The sequence below is a fragment of the Azospirillum mesophilum genome (assembly GCF_053470405.2).
This window is the reverse complement of the sequence record NZ_JBPXMQ020000012.1, coordinates 23,801-42,371: the sequence shown is the minus strand read 5'-3', so window position 1 is coordinate 42,371 and position 18,571 is coordinate 23,801. Positions and strand designations below refer to the sequence as shown.

Sequence of the window (18,571 nt, the reverse complement as noted above, 5' to 3'; positions counted from 1 at the left end):
AATGCGGTCACGGGGGTTGCGGGCGGGTCAGGCGAGCTTGCCGACGCTGCCTTCCAGAAGCGCCCAGGCGTCCTCGCCGAAGCGGCCCTTCCATTCCGAATAGAAGCCGGACTCGCGCAGCTTGGCGCGGAAGCTGTCCGGCGACGGCTGGTTGAAGGCCAGCCCCTTGGATTGCAGGTCGGTCTGCACCGACTGGTTCAGCGCCTTGATGTCCTCGCGCTGCTGAAGGCCCGCCTCGTTGATGGCGGATGCCACGATCTTCTGCAGGTCGTCGGGCAGGCTCTTCCAGGCGCGGCCGTTGGCGATGAACCAGAAGCCGTCCCAGATGTGGTTGGTCAGGGCGCAGTATTTCTGCACCTCGTACAGCTTGGCGACCTGGATGATCGGCAGCGGGTTTTCCTGCGCGTCCACGATGCGGGTCTGGAGGGAGGAATAGACCTCGCTGAACTGAAGGCTGGCCGGGGCCGCCGACAGCGCCTTGAACATCGCGATGCTGAGCGGGCTGACGGGGACGCGGATCTTCAGGCCGTTCATGTCGGCGGCGGACTCGATGGGCTTGCCGCTGCTGGTCATCTGGCGGAAGCCGTTGTCCCACATCTTCTCGAAGGCGTAGAGCCCGGCCTTGGAAATGGCGTTGCGGACATGCTCGCCCACCTTCCCGTCCATCGCCGCCCAGACCTGGCCGTAGTCGGAGAAGGCGAAGCCCACGGCGTTGATCGCCGCGACCGGGACCAGCGTCGCGATCACCAGCGCCGACGGCGTGAAGAAGGTGATCCCGCCGTTGCGCACCTGCGACAGCATGTCGGTGTCGCCGCCCAGCTGGTTGTTCGGGAAGATCTCGATCCGGACGCGCCCGTTGCTCTCCCGCGCGATGCGGTCGGCGGCCTGCTGGGCGCGGACGTTCAACGGGTGGGTCAGCGGCAGGTTGTTGCCGTACTTGAATTCGAACTCGGCCGCGCGGGCGATGCGGGGCATGCCGAGGACGCCACCGGCGGCGATGCCCGCGGCCGGGGCTGCGGCCAGCGCCTTCAGCATCGAGCGGCGCGAGAACTGGGTCATGCTTTCCTCCCTTGCGTGATGATGCGTTTTGATGCATCACATTGATTGTTGGCTCGACGGTATGTTTGCGGAAGACCGCTGTCAAACGGCAAAAATGATGTGATTTGATGTCATGAAGGATGGTGGTGACGTGATGCAGGATGATGCCGACGCCGCGACCGCCGCACCGTCCGCCGAAACGCGGAGCCTTCCCCGCATCGCGGACATCGCCCGCCTGTCCGGGGTTTCCACGGCCACGGTGGACCGTGTCCTGAACCAGCGCCCCGGCGTGCGCCCCGCCACCGTGCAGCGCGTGCTGAAGGCCGCCGCCGATCTGGACTACATCCCGGAAACCGACCTGCGCGCCGCCCTGGCGCCCGCGATGGCGCCGAAGCCCATGCGGGTATCCTTCCTGCTGCCCGACGGCACCAACCGCTACCTGAGCCGCCTCGGCCAGCTGATCCGCCAGTCGGAGGCGGCCCTGGCGCCGCTCGGCATCAAGGCGCAGGTGGACTTCATCAAGAGCTTCAACCCGGAGCTTCTGGCGCGCAGCCTGCTCCAGCATTGGCGCAAGGTGGACGGGGTCGCCTTCATGGCGCTGGAACACCCGGCGGTGCGCGAGGCGGTGAACGAGCTGGCCGCGCGCAACGTGCCGACGGTGACGCTGATCTCCGACATCCTGAACTGCCGACGCGCCGCCTATGTCGGGCTGGACAACCGGTCGGCGGGGCGGACCGCGGGCTATCTGGTGTCGCGCTTCATCGGCCCGCGCCCGGCCAAGGTCGCCATGATCGCCGGCAGCCTGAGCTATCGCGCCCACGAGGACCGCGAGTTGGGATTCCTGCACTACCTCAACGAGGCCGCCCCCGCGGTCGAGGTGGTCGGCCTGCGCGAGGCGCACGACGACGAGGCGAAAAGCTACCGGCAGACGCGCACGCTGCTCAGCCACCACCCGGATTTGGCGGGCATCTACAGCATCGGCGGCGGCGCGGAGGGCGTCGCCAAGGCCCTGAAGGAAGCGCGGCGGGAGCGGGACGTCGCCTTCATCGGCCACGGCCTGACGCCGGAAACGCGGGCGCTGCTGATCGACGGGACGATGGACGCCGTCATCACCCAGGACCCCCGCGCCGCGATGATGAGCTGCGCCGCCGCCTTCGCGAACCTGCGCGGGGGCCGCGACGCCCTGCATGGCGTCGAGCCCCCGCGCGTCGAGGTCATCTTCCGGGAGAACCTGCCGCAAACCCTCATGCCATGATGGCCCTCATGCCATGATGGACGGGGCCGGCGAGTCTGGATACGGCGGCAAGCCCATCGCCTCACGCGTATTGCGCAAGGCCGTTGCCGAGCGACCAGTTCTCCTTCACCACTTCGACGATGTTCACGAACACGTCCTGTGGCCGAACGCCGGGGTTGTCGCCGAGCAGTTCCATGGTCCGCCGGAACAGCGCCTTCTTCTGGTCCACGGTGCGGGTGTTGTTCGCCGTGATCTGGATGTACACGACGTCTTCGCTCCGGTCGACTCCAAGATAAGACGCGCTGTAGCGGAAATTCGCGGCATCATGCTCGGTGATGGTCATGAACTGATCGTCTTCGGGCACGTTGAACGTTTCGTGCATCGCGCGGGCCACGCCGTCGAAGATTGCCTGACGGTACGCTTCCGACTTTCCAGCGCGCAGCGAGATATGAACGAGCGGCATCGTAGGTCCTTTCCAATTATGTTCGGTCCATTTACGTCCGGCTTGACAATAAGCAAGGACTTGTCATTTTCATACGCTATGGGTTTGGATATCTGAGATAACGATCGCAAATGACGGACCAGCTTCTCGACCTCGACGCCGTCCGAGCCTTCGTGCGCATTGCCGAATTTGAGAGCTTCACGCGCGCGGCCGAGGCCATGCGGACGACGCAAGCGGCGGTCAGCCTGAAGCTGAAGCGTCTCGAAGAAAGGCTCGGGTGCCGCCTTTTCGAGCGAACGCCGCGTTATGTGCAATTGTCGGCGCGCGGCGCCGCCTTCCTCGATCACGCCCGCGAACTGCTGGAGGCGCATGATCGCGCGCTCGCCTCGCTCGCGCGGGGGCGCCAGCGTATCGCCATCGGCATCAGCGACCATGTGGCGGGGCCGGAGCTTCCCGCCCTGATCGCCCGGATGAACGCACAGGACCCGCAACTGGCGATCGAAATCCGGATCGGGTCGTCGGGTGATCTGCTGCAGAGCTTCGACCGGCGGGAACTCGATACGGTGATCGTCCGCCTGCACGCGGGGCGTGACGATGGCGAGATCCTCACCGAAGAGCAGTTCGGCTGGTTCGCGGCGCCAAGCTGGCAACATCGGGCGGACGAACCTCTGCCCATCGCCACCATGGCCGAGCCCTGCGGGGTGCGGGCCTTGGCCGGGCAGCTTCTCGATGCGGCCGGCGTGCCGTGGACGGAGATTTTCGTCGGCGGCGGCGTGACGGCGGTGGCGGCGGCCGTCATGGCCGGGCTCGGCGTCGCGGCGTTGTCGCCGCGCATGGTTCCGTTCGGAGTGGTCGACGTCGGCCCGAGGCTCGGGCTGCCGGCCTTGCCGCGGCTGCCCGTGCTTCTGCACACCAGGATCAAGGACGGACCACCGCGCGACGCGCTCGCGGCACTGTCGGCCGCCTTCCGAAGCGCGGTCCGAGGCTGACCTGTCCGCCACAAGAGGCGGGCAACCGACCTGTCCTTCCGCTACAATCCGGGCGTTTCCCCTAAGCAGGATTTCCAAACTCCGCCCACACATGGGCGGGCTCGGAAATCCTGCAAAACCATAGAGTCCGCAGATTTGTCCAGGCCGGGCCTGTGGCCCGATCTGGACAAATCTGCTTAGGCCAACCGGACCACCGACGATGTTCGACACGCTGACCCGCCAACCCGACGACGCCCTGAGCACCGCCGCCTTGGAAGGCGTGCTGGCGAAGTTCGCGGCCCTGCGATGAGCACCGCCGAAAACGCCATGGGCGGCACGATGGCGGCGGCGGCTCAGGCGGCGGCGCGGCAGCCGGCGGTCGAGCGCCACCGCCTGTACGAGGACGCGCTCGCCCTGTTGCTGGGCACGCTGTTCGTCGCGCTGGGCACGGCGATCTACACCAAGGCGATGCTGCTGACCGGCGGCGTAGCGGGGGTGGCGCTGCTGCTCAGCTACGTGACGAAGGTCGGTTTCGGGACGCTGTTCTTCCTGGTCAACCTGCCCTTCTACCTTCTGGCCTGGAAGCGCATGGGCTGGCAGTTCACCCTGCGCACCTTCATCGCGGTCGGCATGGTGGCCGGCTTCTCGCGGATGACGGACAGCTGGATCGGCTTCAGCCACCTCGACCCCGTCTTCGCGACGGTGATCGGCGGCGGGCTGTGCGGCAACGGCCTTCTGATGCTGTTCCGCCACCGCACCGGCCTTGGCGGCCTGAACATCCTGGCGATCTACCTGCAGGAGCGTTTCGGCGTCCGGGCCGGCTATTTCCAGCTGGCCGTCGACCTGTCGATCCTGGCCGCCGCCTTCCTCGTGCTGGAGACCGACCGGCTTCTGCTGTCGGTGCTCGGCGCGGCGATTGTCAACATGCTGCTGGCGATCAACCACAAGCCGGGCCGCTATCTCGGCATCAGCTGAGGCCGGCCGCTCACCCGCGCAGCCACAGGGCCAGATAACTGGTGTCGTTCACGGTGCCGGGGCTGGTCATCAGCGACCCGACGGACTTCCCGCTCAGGGTCAGGCTGGCGTCGATCCGGCCGTCGCCGTTCAGGTCGATGTGGGCGGTCGCGCCCTTGAAGCCGTCGGCGCCGCCCATCTCCGCCCAGGTCAGCGTGGAGGTGCCGGGCTGCCAGCCCCAGACGGTGACCAGTTCGCCCGGATCCAGGTCGGTCACGGTGGACCAGACCGGCTCGCCGCTGCGGCCGTCCACGAAAAAGACGTCGTTGCCGGCGCCGCCGGTGAGGAAGTTGGAGCCCGTGCCGCCGTCGAGCACGTCGTCGCCGGCGCCGCCGTCGATGGCGTCCATGCCGCCCAGGCTGTTGATGAAGTCGTTGCCGGCGCCCCCTTTGACGGCCTCGCCGTCGCCGTCGCCGATCCATTGCCACCGCAAACCCTGCACCGGGCCGACGTAGGCCGATGCCTCGCACATCGCGGCGTTGCCCGAGGTGGCGTCCGTGACCGCGAAGACGGTATCGACCTTGGCCCCCGGCGTCGCGTCGGGCGCCAGCACGACCGTCATGTCGCCGAAGGCGAGCTGTTCCACGTTCCGGACCGTGTCGGTCCCGTCCGGGCCGGCGACGGTCACCTCGCCGGGGGCCGTGTGCGTGATGGTGTAGGAGGAGCGCGGCGCGCCGTACAACGCCGTGTCGCGCCCGTCGCCACCGTCGAGCAGGTTGTTGCCCGCTCCGCCGCTCAAGGTGTCGTCTCCCCCGTTCCCGTCGAGCGTGTCGTTGCCCTGCTTGCCGTACAGAACGTCCTTCCCGGCGGTTCCCGTCAGCGTTTCCGCCGTGTCGATGCCGGTGTCGGGCACCGCCGTGGGGGGATGATTCACGTCGGAAAGCGTCGCGGTGAAGACATCGGCCGCGCCGTTGGTGTCTCCGGCGACGAGATTGCTGGCGGCGCTCGAATAGGCGATCCGGTGACCGTCCGGCGAGAACACCGGGCTTCCGGAGGCGCCATTCCCTTGGGTGCCGTCGGCCTTGGCGCTGATCCGCGTCACGGCCCCGGTCGCCAGATCCTTCACGAAGACGTCCCGGACGCCGTTGGTGTCGCCGGGGACGAGATTGCTCGCATCGCTGGAGAAGGCGACCCGGCGGCCGTCCGGCGAGAACACCGGCTCCGAGGAGGCTCCGTTGCCCCGGGTGCCGTCCGCCGCCGACGTGACGGCCGTCACCGCCCCGGTGGTCAGGTCCTTCACGAAATAGTCCGCAAGACCGTTGGTGTCGCCGGGCGTGAGGTTGCTGGCCGTGCTGGAGAACAGCAGCTTGCTGCCGTCCGGCGAGAACACCGGGCTCCCGGAGCCGCCATTCCCTTGGGCACCGCCGGCGTTCACGCTGACCCGCGTCACGGCCCCGGTCGTCAGATCCTTTACGAAGACGTCCTCGACACCGTTGCTGTCACCGGAAACGAGGTTGCTGGCCGTGCTGGAGAAGGCGACCTTGCGGCCGTCCGGTGAAAACCGCGCGTTGTAGGAGGCCCCATTGCCCGGCGTGCCGTTCGCCGCGGACGTGACCGCCATGACCGCCCCGGTGGCCGGATCCTTCACGAAAAAGTCCTCGACGCCGTTGCTGTCGCCGGGGACCAGATTGCTGGCCGTGCTGGCGAACAGCACCTTTCCGCCGTCGGGCGAGAGCGCCGGGCTGCTGGAAGCGCCGTTGCCTTGAACGCCGTCGGCCCGCACGCTGAGCCGCGTCACCACCCCGGTGGTCAGATCCCTCACGAACACATCGCGAGCGCCGTTGCTGTCGCCGGGGACGAGGTTGCTGGCGTCGCTGTTGAAAACGATCTTGTGGCCGTCCGGCGAGAACGCCGCGCTGGTGATGTTGTTCCCGACGGAACTTTCCGTGCCGGGGACGACCCGCGTCACCGCCCCGGTGCCCAGATCCTTGGTGTAGACATCAAGCCACCGGTTGTTGCCGTCGGGGACGAGGCGGGAGTAGCTGCTGAAGGCGACCTTGCTGCCGTCCGGTGAAAACACCGCTCCGAATGAGTAGCTGGTCCCCGGAGCACCATTCGCAGTCGAATCGACCACCGTCACCGCCCCGGTGGACAGGGTCTTCACGACAATGTTCGTCACGCCGTAAGGGGTGTTGACCGCCGGCGCGCTGTAGAAGAGCACGTCGCCGCCGTCCGGAGAGAACATCGGTCTGAGAGAGTCATTGCTCCACTGAGCGCCATCGGCCTTGCGGCTGACCAAGCTGACATCCGAGACCATAAGTTCTGCCATTCAATCCTCCGTCCTGGAATTCGGACCGAAACATCGAAATCGCAAACAAAATCCATGTGATTTTCTGTCTGCGTTTGACGCCATGCGATCCGACACCTTCGCGCTTCTTTCATTATGGCAGCTGGACGAGCGCCAGCGCTTATCATTGCGCGTTATGATTTCCCGAAGGAGAGTTAAGAAGAGCCGCTTCGGGATCTATGCTCAATCATTCGGATGAATTTCGGCGGTAGCGTTTCTGCGTCGCCGGGTCCATTCGCGTTGACACCACTCTGCCCGCCCCATCCATTGAGAGGAGCTTGGCGGTTGTCATGCCGTCGCGCCGAAGCGTTGACACGTCCGCCCCCTGTTCATCGTTATGCCCGGCCTTGAGCCACGGGTGTCCGCGGCGATTCCGAGACTCCTCCAAGCCGGCGTGGGTGGCCGGGTCAAGCCCGGCCGTAACGACGAAAAGAGGTGCGGGCAGTTGTCTTTGCTACGATAACGCGATAAGCAAAAACCTTGCCGGACACCCGTGGGCTTGACCCGGCTATGACGGAAATGGGGAGGCGATTGACTTTCCGCGGGGATGACGATGGAAGAGGGTTGGAAACCCAATTCCGTCCGCGACCGGCCGTAAATATTCGTACACGCATCGCTTGGACCGCGGCGGCGCAGGACGCGCAGAAGTCAATCTTTGGTTGAAGTCGTCGTCTGTGACCATAGAGAGCGAAAGTTCCGCCCGGCTATGGTCAAAATCCGCACATTCGCGTATTCTATTGCGCACCCGTCAAATGGAAGTTACCAGTCTGGCAAATCGACCGGCCGAAGCAATTGCTCTGGGCATCCCTGCATCATGTTAGAGAAGCGTGATACTCTCATAGTCGTAGAAGATGACCCGGTCACTCGCTCGATGATTGCGGGCTATTTTACGCGGGAAGGCTTCAACGTTTTTCAGGCTGCCAGTGCCGCCGAATGCCGGGCCTTGGTCCGCGCCAGGAAGGTCGACCTGATCTTCTTGGACATCCAGTTGCCCGATGGCAGCGGATTGGCGCTCGCGCAGGAAATCCGGGTGGCAAGCCCGGTGGGCATCATCTTCGTCACCCAGCAGGACAACGAGACCGACCGCATCATCGGGCTCGAACTGGCCGGGGACGACTACGTCACCAAACCGGTGAACCTGCGCGAGCTGCTGGCCCGGTCGCGCGCCCTGATACGGCGCCGCGCGCTGGAACGAGGCTCCGTGCGCCGCAGTTCCATCGTGTCCATGGGGGCGTTGCTGCTGGACTTCACGCGGCGGGAGGTCGCGGTGCGCAACGGGGAACCGATCCGCCTGACGCGGGCGGAATTCGACCTGCTGGCCGCCCTCATCGAGGCGGACGGGCGCCCCCTGGGCCGCGACTACCTGATCGAGGTGGTGAGCAACCGCGATCAGGTGAGCGATCTGCGCACCGTCGATTCCCTTGTCGCACGCCTGCGCCGCAAGATGGCGCCGGTGCATGAAAGCGGGGCCGACGTCATCGTCACCGTTCCCGGCATCGGCTACAAGCTCGGCGTCACCGTCAGCCCCGAGATCTGAGTCAGCCCCGAGATCTGACCTCGCGGCGCGCGGCCTGCGCGAGCGCGTCGAGCGACGCGCGCCGCTGGTGCCGGAGCGCCGCGATCCGGGCCATGTCGACGGTCGCGGACAGGGCCGCCTCTGCCTCGAGGGCGGCGGCCGCGCCGGACAGCCGGATCAGGCCAAGCGCGCCGGCCGCGCTGCGCAGCCGGTGGACGTGCGCCCGAACCCCCGCGACGTCCCGCAGCGCCGCGGCCTCCTCCACCTCGACGATGCATTGCCGCGACATCCGGCCGAACAGCCGGACCAGCCGGACCAGTTCGGCGATCCCGAGGATCCCGTGCTGGACGCGCAGGAAGTCGAGGTCCAGCCAGTCCGCCGGGCCGTCGCCCAGATCGGCGGCGACCGACGCCGGGCCGACCTGCCGCGCGAGCGCCTGCCGAACCGTGTCGAGGTGGAGGGGCTTGCTCACCACCGCCTCCACCCCGGCCTCCCGGCAGCGCCGCCGCGTGTCTTCGGTCACGTCGGCCGTCATGGCGATGAAGCGCGTTCCAGCCTGCCGGACGTTCGGCAGCGTGCGCAGGCGGCGGATCGCCTCGATCCCGTCGATGCCCGGCATGTGGACGTCCATCAGGATCAGGTCGAAGCGTGTTTCCGCCGCGGCCTCGATGGCGGCCAGCCCCCCATCGGCGACCGACACGCGGTGGCCGAGCCTGCCGACCAGCGCCAGCCCGACCTGCCGGTTGATCGGATCGTCGTCGACGAGAAGGATGTCCAGCTCCGGCCCGGTCCCCCTCCCCTCCCCCGGCGAGCCGTCCGGAGCCGGAACCGGCACGGTTTCCTCCGCCACGGCTTCGACCGGAACGGTCAGGCGGAAGGTGCTGCCGGCGCCCACCGCGCTGTCCACCGTCAGGCTGCCGCCCAGCATCGTCGCGATCCGCCGGCAGACCGCCAGCCCCAGCCCGGTGCCGCCGAACCGCCGCGTGATCGAATCGTCCGCCTGCACGAAGTCCTGGAAGATCGCCTCGTGCAGGTCCGGCGCGATGCCGATGCCCGTGTCGGCGACGACGAGGTGCAAAAGGCCGCCGTCTCCCTCGCCTTGTTGCGTCACGTCCAGCGAGACGGTGATCCGCCCCTCCGGCGTGAACTTGACGGCGTTGCCCAGCAGGTTGTGCAGGACGCGCGTGATGCGGACGCGGTCGCAGCGGATCGCCGCCGGCACGCCGGTCCCGATGGACAGGTCCAGCCGGACGCCGTTCGCCGCGGCCTGCACCGAAAACAGCGCCACCGCGCTGGTGACGAGGTGGCGCGGGTCGAGGACGCCCAGCTCGACGGACTCGCTTTCAGCCTCGCAGCGCCCGTATTCCAGGATGCTCTCGATCAGGCTGACCAGAACGTTGCCGGAGTTGCGGGCGATGTCCAGGTAGCGGCGCTGCTCGTCATCCATCCGCTTCGGGTCGAACAGCTGGAGCATGCCCAGCACGCCGTTCAGGGGCGTGCGGATCTCGTGGCTGACGACCGCCAGGAAGCGCGACTTCGCCCGGTTGGCCGCCTCGGCCTCCTCCATCGCGCGGCGCGCGCCGGCCTCGCCGGCGACGGCGCGGGCGCGCTCGGTCTCGACCTCGGCGGTGCGCTGCGCCACCTGGCGCTCCAGCTCGCGCTGGCGGCGGCGGAGCAGCGCGGTCCGCACATGCACCGCAGCGGCCAGCAGCGCCAGCGTCGCCGCCGCCGTGACAAGCCGGAACCAGAGCGTCTGGTGCCAGGCGGGCAGGACCCGGATGTCCAGCGAAAGCGGGGTTTCGTTCCACACGCCGTCGCGGTTCGTCCCGCGCACCGACAGGCGGTAGGACCCGGGCGGCAGGTTGGTGTAGGCCGCCGTCCGGCTGTTGGCGTCCGCCATGGTCCAGCGTTCGTCGAACCCCTCCAGCCGGTAGGCGTACCGGTTGCGCTCCGGCGCCGAGAAGTCCAGGGCGGCGAACTCGACCTGGACGCTGCGGCTCTCCGGGGTGATGGTGATGGGCTCCCCGCCCGGTGGGACGGGAACCGGCTGGCCGCCGACCCGCAGCTCCGTCGCAACGACCGGGGGCTGGAATTCCCAGTGGGGCAGCCGGCCGGGCCTGACCACGGTCATCCCGCCGAAGCCGCCGAACAGCAGCGTGCCGTCGGGCAGGCGCGCGCCCGAACCCGCCCAGTGGGTCCGGATCCCGGCGCCGTCCATCGGGCCGAAGCTGTGGACGGACAGGGTCCGGGGATCGACCGCGGCGAGGCGGTCGCCGCCGCCGACCCAGATCAGCCCGTCCTTGCCCTCCTGCAGCACGGTCACCGTGTCGTGCGGCAGCCCGTCGGCGGTGCCCAGCGTGCGGAAGCTGGCCGGCCCCTCGGACGGCAGGGTGAGAATGCCGATGCCGCCGGCCGTGCCGACCCACAGCCGCCCTTCCCGATCCTCCAGCAAGGTGTTGACGATGTCGTTGGGCAGGCTGGCCGGATCGTCCTGATCGTGCAGGAAGCGACGGAAGGTCCCCCGCCCGGCGTCGAACAGGTTCAGGCCCCGCTGGGTGCCGACCCAGAACCGCCCCTGACGGTCGCGCAGCAGGGACTGCACGCTGTTGTCGCTGAGGCTGTCCGCGCGGTCGGGGTCGTGGCGGTGGATCTGCGCCGTCCCGCGGTCCGGATCGATGCCCGGATCGATGCGGGCCAGCCCCATGCTGCCCCCGGCCCAGAGGTCCGCGCCGTCCGCCATCAGCGACAGGATGCTGGCCTTGTCCAGCGGGCCGAAGGCCGACACGACGCCCGTGTCCGCCGCCATCCGGTGCAGGCCGCGCGTCGTCCCCAGCCAGACGTCGCCGTTCGCCGGCGCGGCGATGGCCTGGACCATCTGCCGGGGCAGGCCGTTTGCCGCTGGAGCGTTTCCTGCTGGGCCGTTTCCTGCCGGACCGCTTCCTGCCCCACCGGCCCCCATCGGACTGAACGGCGCGACGACCTCGGCGACGCGGCCGGCGGCGGGGTCGAGCAGAGCGACCCCCTCGTCGCGGAACCCCAGCCAGACCTTGCCGTCCGCGCGCACCGCCATGCTGCGCACATATTTTCCCGGAAGGCCGCCGCCTTTCGCGGGAAGGACCGTCAGGATGCCGTGGTCCCGCGGGTTGTGCCGGTCCACGCCCCCCAGGCCGCTGGCCCAGACCAGCCCGGAGCGGTCGACCAGCAGGCCGAGGATGGAATCGTCGGCGATGCTGCTGGCGTTCGCCGGGTCGTTGCGGAACCGGCGCGAGGCGCCGGTGGCGGTGTGCAGCTCGTGGATGCCGCCGCCGAACTCGCCGATCCACAACAGCCCCGGTTCCGGCTCGACGATGGCCGTGACCCGCTGGCCGGAGGGCGCCGGGTCGCGGAGCAGCCGGGCGCCGCTCCCGTCCGCCACGCCGACCCGGCCGGTCGCGGTGCCGAACCAGACCGTGCCGGACGTGTCCTCGTAAAGCGCCGTTGCCACCACCGGGCCGGCGTCGGCCGGCGCCTCCACGGTCCGGAAGCGGTCCTCTCCCGGAGCGCGGCGGCGCAGACCGTCCTGGGTGCCGAGCCACAGCGCCCCGCTTCGGTCCTGGAGCACGCTGCGGATCTCCCCGCGCGGAAGGCCGATCGCGGCGGGATCGTCGCGCCGCCATTGTCCGGACGCGCCGTCGAGATGGGCCAGCCCGCTGTTCCCCACGGCCCACACGCCGCCCCGGCCGTCCCCCGCAAAGCCGCTGAGGCGGCCGATCCCGCTCCCCTGGTCGCGGTGGGTGATGAAGCGCTCCCCATGCGGGTCGTAGCGCGCGACGAGGCCTGACGCCGTTCCCAGCCAGAGCCGCCCCTGCCCGTCCACGGACAGATGCGTGACGATGTTCTCCGGCAGCGAATCCGGGTCACCGACGCGGTGGCGGAAGACCCGCATGCGGTACCCGTCCCAGCGGGCCAATCCGCCGGGCGTTCCGATCCAGATGAACCCGTCGCCGTCCTGGGCCAGCGCCGACCCGACCGAGTAGGGCAGTCCCTCGGCCGGACCGAAATGGCTGAACAGCGAACTGGACAGGCCCGCCCAGGGATCCGACGCGTCCCCGGCCTGCGCCAAGGGCGCCGCGAGCATAAGCGCGGCCGTGCCAAGCGCGTGCATCAGCCGGAGTGCGATCCGCATGACCAATAATTATCCCGTGCCAGACGCCGTCCAGCCAGCCTTATGGCAGATCCACGCCCCGGCTGTCCTGTGCGAAGCGGCGGTGCGGAACGCGACATGTCCCGCCGCGCGCCGGCTCTGTTGCCCTGCGGCCCGAACGGGCGCTCTTCGGACGGAAGGTGATCGAAAAATGGATCAACCGCTTCGCATTCCCGTGCCCCTGGACTTCCGGCCCGAACAGCAACGGCTTCCATTTTGCGATCGGCTCAAGGCTGCCAGCTTCCGCAACAGATGCTTGTTCATTTCGGTTATCAAATTTACCTTCGATAATCGTCGTGAGGCATTAAGCATTCAATGGCGTGTAAATAAGCAGTTATAGCAACTTTTAATTTAGTAACCAAGCCGAGAGGAGATGCCGATGACCAGCCCCCACGCCCCGCGCCCGGCCGACGAACTGACCTTCCTGGCCGGAATGCCTTCGGCCCCGGCTCCGACCTCCTCTCTGTATGTGGTGAAGCGGCAGCAGACGCTTGCGAAAGGCGTGCGGCGCACGGTCAGCGGCGTTCATCTGGAGATCAATGAAGGAAGTGATCTCCAGGCCTTTCTAAGCGCAACGCGGACGCGGGTCAGCAGCCCCGAGACGGTAATCTTGACCGTGCGGGAGGTCGATATCTTCTGCGACACGCTGGACCTCAACTGCCGGCTGGACCTGCCGCAGTGCGACATCCGCATCTTCGCGCGCAGCCTGAACTTCGGACCCAAGGGCGTGATCGACACCTCCGCCCTGGAGTATGTCAGCAAAAGGGCAAGCGAAGCCCTGCACGAGCCTCCCACGGAAGCCAAGGACGGATATCCGGGACAGAACGCCGGGAACGTGACCCTGTACGTGAAAACCGCTGATCTCAGGGTCGCGCAAGCCCCCTGCATTCTCGCCAGGGGCGGCAAGGGACAAGGTGCCGGCCTTGGCAAGGATGGCCGGTTCGACGGTCACTCCATGCCGGCGTTCGAAGGCAACAAGCCGATCTTCCATGATCGGGAACGAATGATGAGAAGACGGGGGTCTAACGGCCCGCTCCCTGGCTTGGACCACAAAGACTGGTATGTCACCGTCAGATTCGATACGCCGGCACGGTTTTACGAAATGGAATTCAGCCGGAACGCGCTCACATCGAACGATTTCGTCAGAGAAGGTGACCCAAACACACTCCCCGGACATGGAGACCCCGCCCTGAAGCCCGGTCGGCCGGGCGCCGGGGGCAGGGGCGGCACGATTCGCAGCAGCGTTCCCGCGTTCGAAGGCCATGTGCAGAACCCCGGCGGGGCGGCTGGCGCGCTGGCCGATCCCGTCAAGGGAGGACGTGGCGGCACCCCAAGGAAGAGTTGCAAGTACACCGGTTTCGCGGAAACGTTCTTTTATAACGAAACGTGCTTTTTGCACCGGTGGGTCCCCTACGATTTTTTCGAAACGCAGGACGGGGAAAGCTTCGATCCCCCCGGCAAGGACACGACTCCCGGCGCCACTCCGCCGTTCGAGCACGACGCCGATCCTCGCCGTTGGCTTCACCCGATGCAGGTGCAGCGCGTCCTTGCCTTCGCGCGCGACGCCTATCTGGGCGGCGACCGGGAGGGCGTGAAAACGCTTTTGACCGAATACGCCGAGGACCTGCGGGCGCTGAAGGAGACCGCACCGGGCTGGGATGACCGTCCCGCCCTACCCCTGGCTGCGGCGCGGGCCGAAATCGCCGCCATGCTCGGCCACATCGCCGCCCAGCTCGACTATTACGGGAATCCGGCGGGGTTTATGCCGCTGCTGTCCCTGCCGAGCGCCATGCGGCTGTACGAAATCGAAGTGAAGAACACGGTGCGCACGTTGCTGCTCTCGCGCTGGCTGACAGCGGAGGCGAACGCGCACCGCACGGCCGCGGCCGGGATGACGGCGATGATCCTTCAGACCAACGACTCCACGGCGTTCATCGCCGGGAACGTCGAGAAGGCGGAGGAGTCCATCCGCATCCTCAGCGGTTCCCTGGATGCCCTGGTGTCGAAGATCGCGGATCTGACCGGCCGGATCAAGACGCTGGAAAAGCGTCTTGAGGCCGACGCCACCGCCACCGCGTCGACCCGGGCGCGGATCAAGGGAATCATCAAGATCGCCGGCGCCATCACCCAGCTCATACCGGTGGGCCAACCCTATCTCGGATCGGTCGGCAAGCTGGCGGACGTCATCACCGACTTCGATTCCGGCAAGTACGAGGAATCGGCCAAGAAGATCAGCGCCGTCGTAGCAAAAGCGAAGGACGCCATCGTCGACCACCGCAAAGTGCGCGCCGAAACGCTGGACACGTTGAAGAAGGAACAGGAGACGCTGATAAAGGAACAGGAGGCGCAGAAGAAGGAAAAGGAGAAGCTGGACCAGGAAGTGAAGGCGTTCGAGCCCGACGTCGACGGCAAGCAGCGTGAGCGCGGCAAGGCGGTGGTGAAGCCCCCCGCGGAGAAGCCCGCCGAGCCGACACCGGAACAGAAGGCGGCAAAGAAGAAACGGAACGAACAGTGGAAGCAGGTCGGCGACAATCTCGGCGACGCGGTGACGCAGGTCGCCTCCGGAATCCGGCTCTTGCAGGTTCCCAAATCCGAAATTGACGGGGAACTGACCAAGCTGAAGCTCGAAAGCAAAGAGTGGAAGGAACTGGCCGCCGATCTGGAACAGCTTATGGAGCGCAAGGCCGCGATCTTCAAGAATCTGGCGGAGACGCTGCCGGCGGTGACCGAGGGTTACGCACGCATCGCCACCAACACGGCGGCGGTCGCCCGATTGCAGGAGCAGAAGGGCGCGGCATTGGAAGCGCTGGAACCGGAATCGGTCCTCTTCATCGAGGACATGGCGCAACGCGCGCGGTTGACGCTCCAGCACGTGCTTTACCTGACGGTCCGCGCGTTGGAAAGCACGCTGTTCCGCGAGGTCAGGGTCGACTGGTCGCTGAACGAAATCCTCCAAAAGATCGCCGACACGCTGGAAACCTCCAAAGACTGGAGCCCTGCGGCCTTCAGCCAAAATGTCGACACGCTGGAAACCATGTTCAGCGACATCCGCAGAAAGGTCCGCGAGGAACTGAGGGAAAGCCTGCAGAACGGCCTGCCGGGCGCCTTGCCTCTGGAGGTCGGGATCAGCCGGACGCAGAACGCCGCGCTGCTGGAGGAGCTTGAGGCCACCGGCCGGATTCGGCTGGACCCGTTGGCGCTCGGGCTGGTGCCGCCGACGATGGAACGGGTGCGGCTGATCTCCGTGGATCTGGGCGCGCAGACGGCGGAGAACAAACGGCTGCCAGGGCTGCGGTTCGACCAGAAGGGTCCGCCCCTGCCGGAGAGCGGCAACCTGGAGATCACGCTGCGTGTCGGCAAGACCGGCGCCGTGCGCAGCGGCTCCAAGCTTTTCGGGGTCCATCACGACGCCCCACGGGAATGGCGTTGGATCTACGGCTTCAGCGGCGCCGCCGAACAGAAGGCGGCGCCCACCGCCGCCACGCTGGACCAGCTCAACCTGCTGCTGGAGGACACCAAGGTCGAGATCAAGGAGAAGCTGGCCATGCCCGTCGCCTGGTCCGACCTGGAACTGGAGGTCAATTACCCGACCAGCCTGCCCCCCGAACGCCGTCCGCGCATCGAACGGCTGCTGCTGTCCTTCAAGGTCGATGGCGCCCCCGCCGCCGACGGCGTCTTCGTCCTGGACGTGCGGACCGACAACCCGTACGTGACGCTGACCGTCGACAAGGAAGACCTCAACGGCCGCACCAACGGCCGTGGCCGTCTGTACCGCCTTTACCCGAATGGAACCACGGTGCGCCTGGGTTTCTCAGGGGATTCGCCGATCCCGTTCGCCGGCTGGCGGGCCACCGCCGGGCGGCACCTGGCCATGTCCCAAGGCGCCGACCCGCAGTCGATCGTGATCGACATGACGCAGCACGTGGTCGCCGAGTGTAATTTCCGGGCGCCGCCGCCGGCCGAGCCCGCCAGGACCAGACCGCGGGTGCGCGACCCGCGGGAGGACACGGTGATGGAATCGGCGTGGGCCGTCAGGAACCGGATGCCCACGTCGTTCGCATCGTTCGGGGCCGCCGCCCCCGAAATCGCCGAAACCGAAACCGCCGAAACCGAGAACGCCCTGCCTCTGGTGCTGGCCGCGGCGCCGGTGGAGGCGGTGCACGCCGGTCCGGGGGAAGAGTTCCCCGTCGTCGCCGCGCTCTCCCCGGACTATGAGCTGCTGGAGGAGACGGCGTCTGGCGGCTGGTGCAAGGTTCTGTCGGGGATGAGCATCGGCTACGTCCGGGTTTGAAGCGGATTTCGATCCGCTTTGGACCGCGACTGCGATCCCGGCCGCTCATGCGGCCGGAAACCCCCTCCCGGCATTCTGTTCACGCGATGCGGAGGAGTCCGGGCGGCATGTCCGGAGGCCTCCGCCGCCCCCGGACACCGCATCGGGAAAACCAGCCCGAAACCGACCGGCGGCCCACCGCGTCTGCGTGGCGGCGTCAGAAATCGTGGTCGACCGGGACGGAGGACACCTCGGCCGGCATGTCGTCGAAGAAGAACGACACCGGCACATCGAGAATGCGGGCAAGGTCGAACAGGCGGGACGCGCCGATGCGGACAACGCCGTGCTCATACCTCTGAACCTGCTGGAAGGTCAGACCGATGGCTTCGCCGAGCTTCTGCTGGCTCATGGCCAGCTGGGTTCGCCGCAACCGGATGCGGGAACCGACGTGAGCGTCGATCGGGTTCGGCTTGTCACGATGGAGGCCGCGCCGCGGAATACCACTCGGCATGTTTGTCATTCTGCACCTTTGCGTTTGGGGTCCCTCGTCGAGGGCAGTCGAGGGAGTTTGGGTGAGGCGGGATGCGAGGCTCCGGCGTGGCGCTGATCGGGCCGTCCGGAAATGAACGAGCGCGATCACCTGCACACCCCATCAGCACATCTATAAGGTGTGCTTATTGCAACAAATAGGATCATGGAGGGAACTTATAAACGTTATATGTCAGTTGGGTTGCAGAGTGCCGCAACCCATGCGGCGATGCAAACCAATTGAGGGCATGACGCAAACGGAAAGGGTCCAGGGTTCTTGGACACGGAATGGCTGTGCTTGCGGGAGGGGGCAAGGCGCAAGCAGAAACCTTGCCGGACACCCGTGGCTCAAGCCCGGCCATGACGATGGAGAGCCCGCGCGTGTGGGCGTTTCGGCTCGACGGTATCAGCGGGCTTTGGTCGGATCGCCGTACTGCACCGCCTGCCCTTCCGCAGGCGCTTTGATGCCGAACCGTCCGGCCATCTGGCGCAGCGCGTCGCGGTCCTTCTGGATGCTCACGAGGCTGATGATGGCGTAGGTGGCAAGCTCGCGGTCCGGCGTGTTCGACGCCTCGGTCTGGTAAAGGTCAGCGATGCGGTCGTGGATGCGCAGCTGCGCCTCGATGTAGCCCTTGGCGAAGGCCTCGCCGCTCGTCCCGGACAGGGACTTGACCGCGTCCTGGGTCATGCCCTCCTGGGCATTCGCCGGGTTGGTCACCGCCCCGGCCGCGCCGAAGCGGTCGGCGCGGTCCGGCTTCAGCTGATCGGCGGGCCGCAGGGTGCGCCCCCCGGTCAGGCGCTTCAGGTGCTCGGCGAGCTTCGCGTGGGTGTCCGCGATGCCCTTCGCCAGCGTTTTCATCGCGTCGTCCGGCGCCTTCTCGGCCGCCAGACGCCCAAGCTCCATCTGGCCCTGGCTGGCCGCGAGCGCTTCCTTGAGAAACAGCGCGTCCTCGACCGGAATGGACTGGCCCGGCTGCGGCGGGACGCGCGGCGTCGGGTCGGGGCGCAGATTGGCCTGCGACCAGGCCGGTCCCGAGAACGCGGTGAGGCACAGCAGGGCGAGGGCGGCGATCTTGCGCATGATGGCTCCT

The 18,571-nt window shown here is 67.3% G+C and carries 10 protein-coding genes and 1 pseudogene; 5 read left to right on the top strand and 6 right to left on the bottom strand.

What is annotated here, in order from left to right:
- Positions 1-27 precede the first annotated feature (27 nt).
- Positions 28-1,059 (bottom strand): TRAP transporter substrate-binding protein, encoded by a 1,032-nt coding sequence (locus ACSVC7_RS13585; protein WP_448204947.1) that lies wholly within the window; start codon positions 1,057-1,059, stop codon positions 28-30.
- 112 nt (positions 1,060-1,171) lie between these two features.
- Between ACSVC7_RS13585 and ACSVC7_RS13580 the strand changes: the two genes are divergently transcribed.
- Positions 1,172-2,293: a LacI family DNA-binding transcriptional regulator gene (locus tag ACSVC7_RS13580; RefSeq protein ID WP_448204948.1), complete on the top strand. Its 1,122-nt coding sequence runs from the start codon at positions 1,172-1,174 to the stop codon at positions 2,291-2,293.
- A gap of 61 nt (positions 2,294-2,354) precedes the next feature.
- Here the strand turns inward: ACSVC7_RS13580 and ACSVC7_RS13575 are convergent, their stop codons facing one another.
- Complete coding sequence (locus ACSVC7_RS13575) at positions 2,355-2,735, bottom strand: tautomerase family protein (protein WP_448204949.1); 381 nt, start codon at positions 2,733-2,735, stop codon at positions 2,355-2,357.
- Between the two features lie 110 nt (positions 2,736-2,845).
- Here ACSVC7_RS13575 and ACSVC7_RS13570 point away from each other — a divergent pair, with 110 nt between their 5' ends.
- Together ACSVC7_RS13570 and ACSVC7_RS13565 are read left to right on the top strand one after the other, a co-directional pair.
- Positions 2,846-3,703, top strand: a complete 858-nt coding sequence (locus tag ACSVC7_RS13570) for a LysR family transcriptional regulator (RefSeq protein ID WP_448204950.1) — start codon at positions 2,846-2,848, stop codon at positions 3,701-3,703.
- 285 nt (positions 3,704-3,988) lie between these two features.
- Positions 3,989-4,657: a YitT family protein gene (locus ACSVC7_RS13565; protein WP_448204951.1), complete on the top strand. Its 669-nt coding sequence runs from the start codon at positions 3,989-3,991 to the stop codon at positions 4,655-4,657.
- Between the two features lie 10 nt (positions 4,658-4,667).
- Here the strand turns inward: ACSVC7_RS13565 and ACSVC7_RS13560 are convergent, their stop codons facing one another.
- Entirely contained in the window at positions 4,668-6,965 is a 2,298-nt protein-coding gene (locus tag ACSVC7_RS13560) for a calcium-binding protein (RefSeq protein WP_483508353.1), read from the bottom strand.
- A 724-nt stretch (positions 6,966-7,689) separates the two neighbouring features.
- Here ACSVC7_RS13560 and ACSVC7_RS13555 point away from each other — a divergent pair.
- Positions 7,690-8,520, top strand: coding sequence for a response regulator (locus tag ACSVC7_RS13555; RefSeq protein WP_483508366.1), 831 nt, complete (start codon positions 7,690-7,692; stop codon positions 8,518-8,520).
- A 1-nt stretch (position 8,521) separates the two neighbouring features.
- Here ACSVC7_RS13555 and ACSVC7_RS13550 read toward each other — a convergent pair whose 3' ends face one another.
- Positions 8,522-12,664, bottom strand: coding sequence for a hybrid sensor histidine kinase/response regulator (locus ACSVC7_RS13550; RefSeq protein WP_448204954.1), 4,143 nt, complete (start codon positions 12,662-12,664; stop codon positions 8,522-8,524).
- Between the two features lie 397 nt (positions 12,665-13,061).
- Between ACSVC7_RS13550 and ACSVC7_RS13545 the strand changes: the two genes are divergently transcribed.
- Complete coding sequence (locus ACSVC7_RS13545) at positions 13,062-16,973, top strand: SH3 domain-containing protein (protein WP_483508351.1); 3,912 nt, start codon at positions 13,062-13,064, stop codon at positions 16,971-16,973.
- Between the two features lie 217 nt (positions 16,974-17,190).
- Here ACSVC7_RS13545 and ACSVC7_RS13540 read toward each other — a convergent pair.
- A pseudogene (locus ACSVC7_RS13540) lies at positions 17,191-17,463 on the bottom strand (helix-turn-helix domain-containing protein); the annotation flags it as partial.
- A 423-nt stretch (positions 17,464-17,886) separates the two neighbouring features.
- Positions 17,887-18,561, bottom strand: a complete 675-nt coding sequence (locus ACSVC7_RS13535) for a DUF4142 domain-containing protein (RefSeq protein WP_448204956.1) — start codon at positions 18,559-18,561, stop codon at positions 17,887-17,889.
- Positions 18,562-18,571 lie beyond the last annotated feature (10 nt).

Bases quoted from the DNA above. Each gene is read 5' to 3' on its own strand.
- ACSVC7_RS13585 (WP_448204947.1), bottom strand. From the start codon at position 1,059: ATGACCCAGTTCTCGCGCCGCTCGATGCTGAAGGCGCTGGCCGCAGCC.
- ACSVC7_RS13580 (WP_448204948.1), top strand. From the start codon at position 1,172: ATGAAGGATGGTGGTGACGTGATGCAGGATGATGCCGACGCCGCGACC.
- ACSVC7_RS13575 (WP_448204949.1), bottom strand. From the start codon at position 2,735: ATGCCGCTCGTTCATATCTCGCTGCGCGCTGGAAAGTCGGAAGCGTAC.
- ACSVC7_RS13570 (WP_448204950.1), top strand. From the start codon at position 2,846: ATGACGGACCAGCTTCTCGACCTCGACGCCGTCCGAGCCTTCGTGCGC.
- ACSVC7_RS13565 (WP_448204951.1), top strand. From the start codon at position 3,989: ATGAGCACCGCCGAAAACGCCATGGGCGGCACGATGGCGGCGGCGGCT.
- ACSVC7_RS13560 (WP_483508353.1), bottom strand. From the start codon at position 6,965: ATGGCAGAACTTATGGTCTCGGATGTCAGCTTGGTCAGCCGCAAGGCC.
- ACSVC7_RS13555 (WP_483508366.1), top strand. From the start codon at position 7,690: ATGGTCAAAATCCGCACATTCGCGTATTCTATTGCGCACCCGTCAAAT.
- ACSVC7_RS13550 (WP_448204954.1), bottom strand. From the start codon at position 12,664: ATGCGGATCGCACTCCGGCTGATGCACGCGCTTGGCACGGCCGCGCTT.
- ACSVC7_RS13545 (WP_483508351.1), top strand. From the start codon at position 13,062: ATGACCAGCCCCCACGCCCCGCGCCCGGCCGACGAACTGACCTTCCTG.
- ACSVC7_RS13535 (WP_448204956.1), bottom strand. From the start codon at position 18,561: ATGCGCAAGATCGCCGCCCTCGCCCTGCTGTGCCTCACCGCGTTCTCG.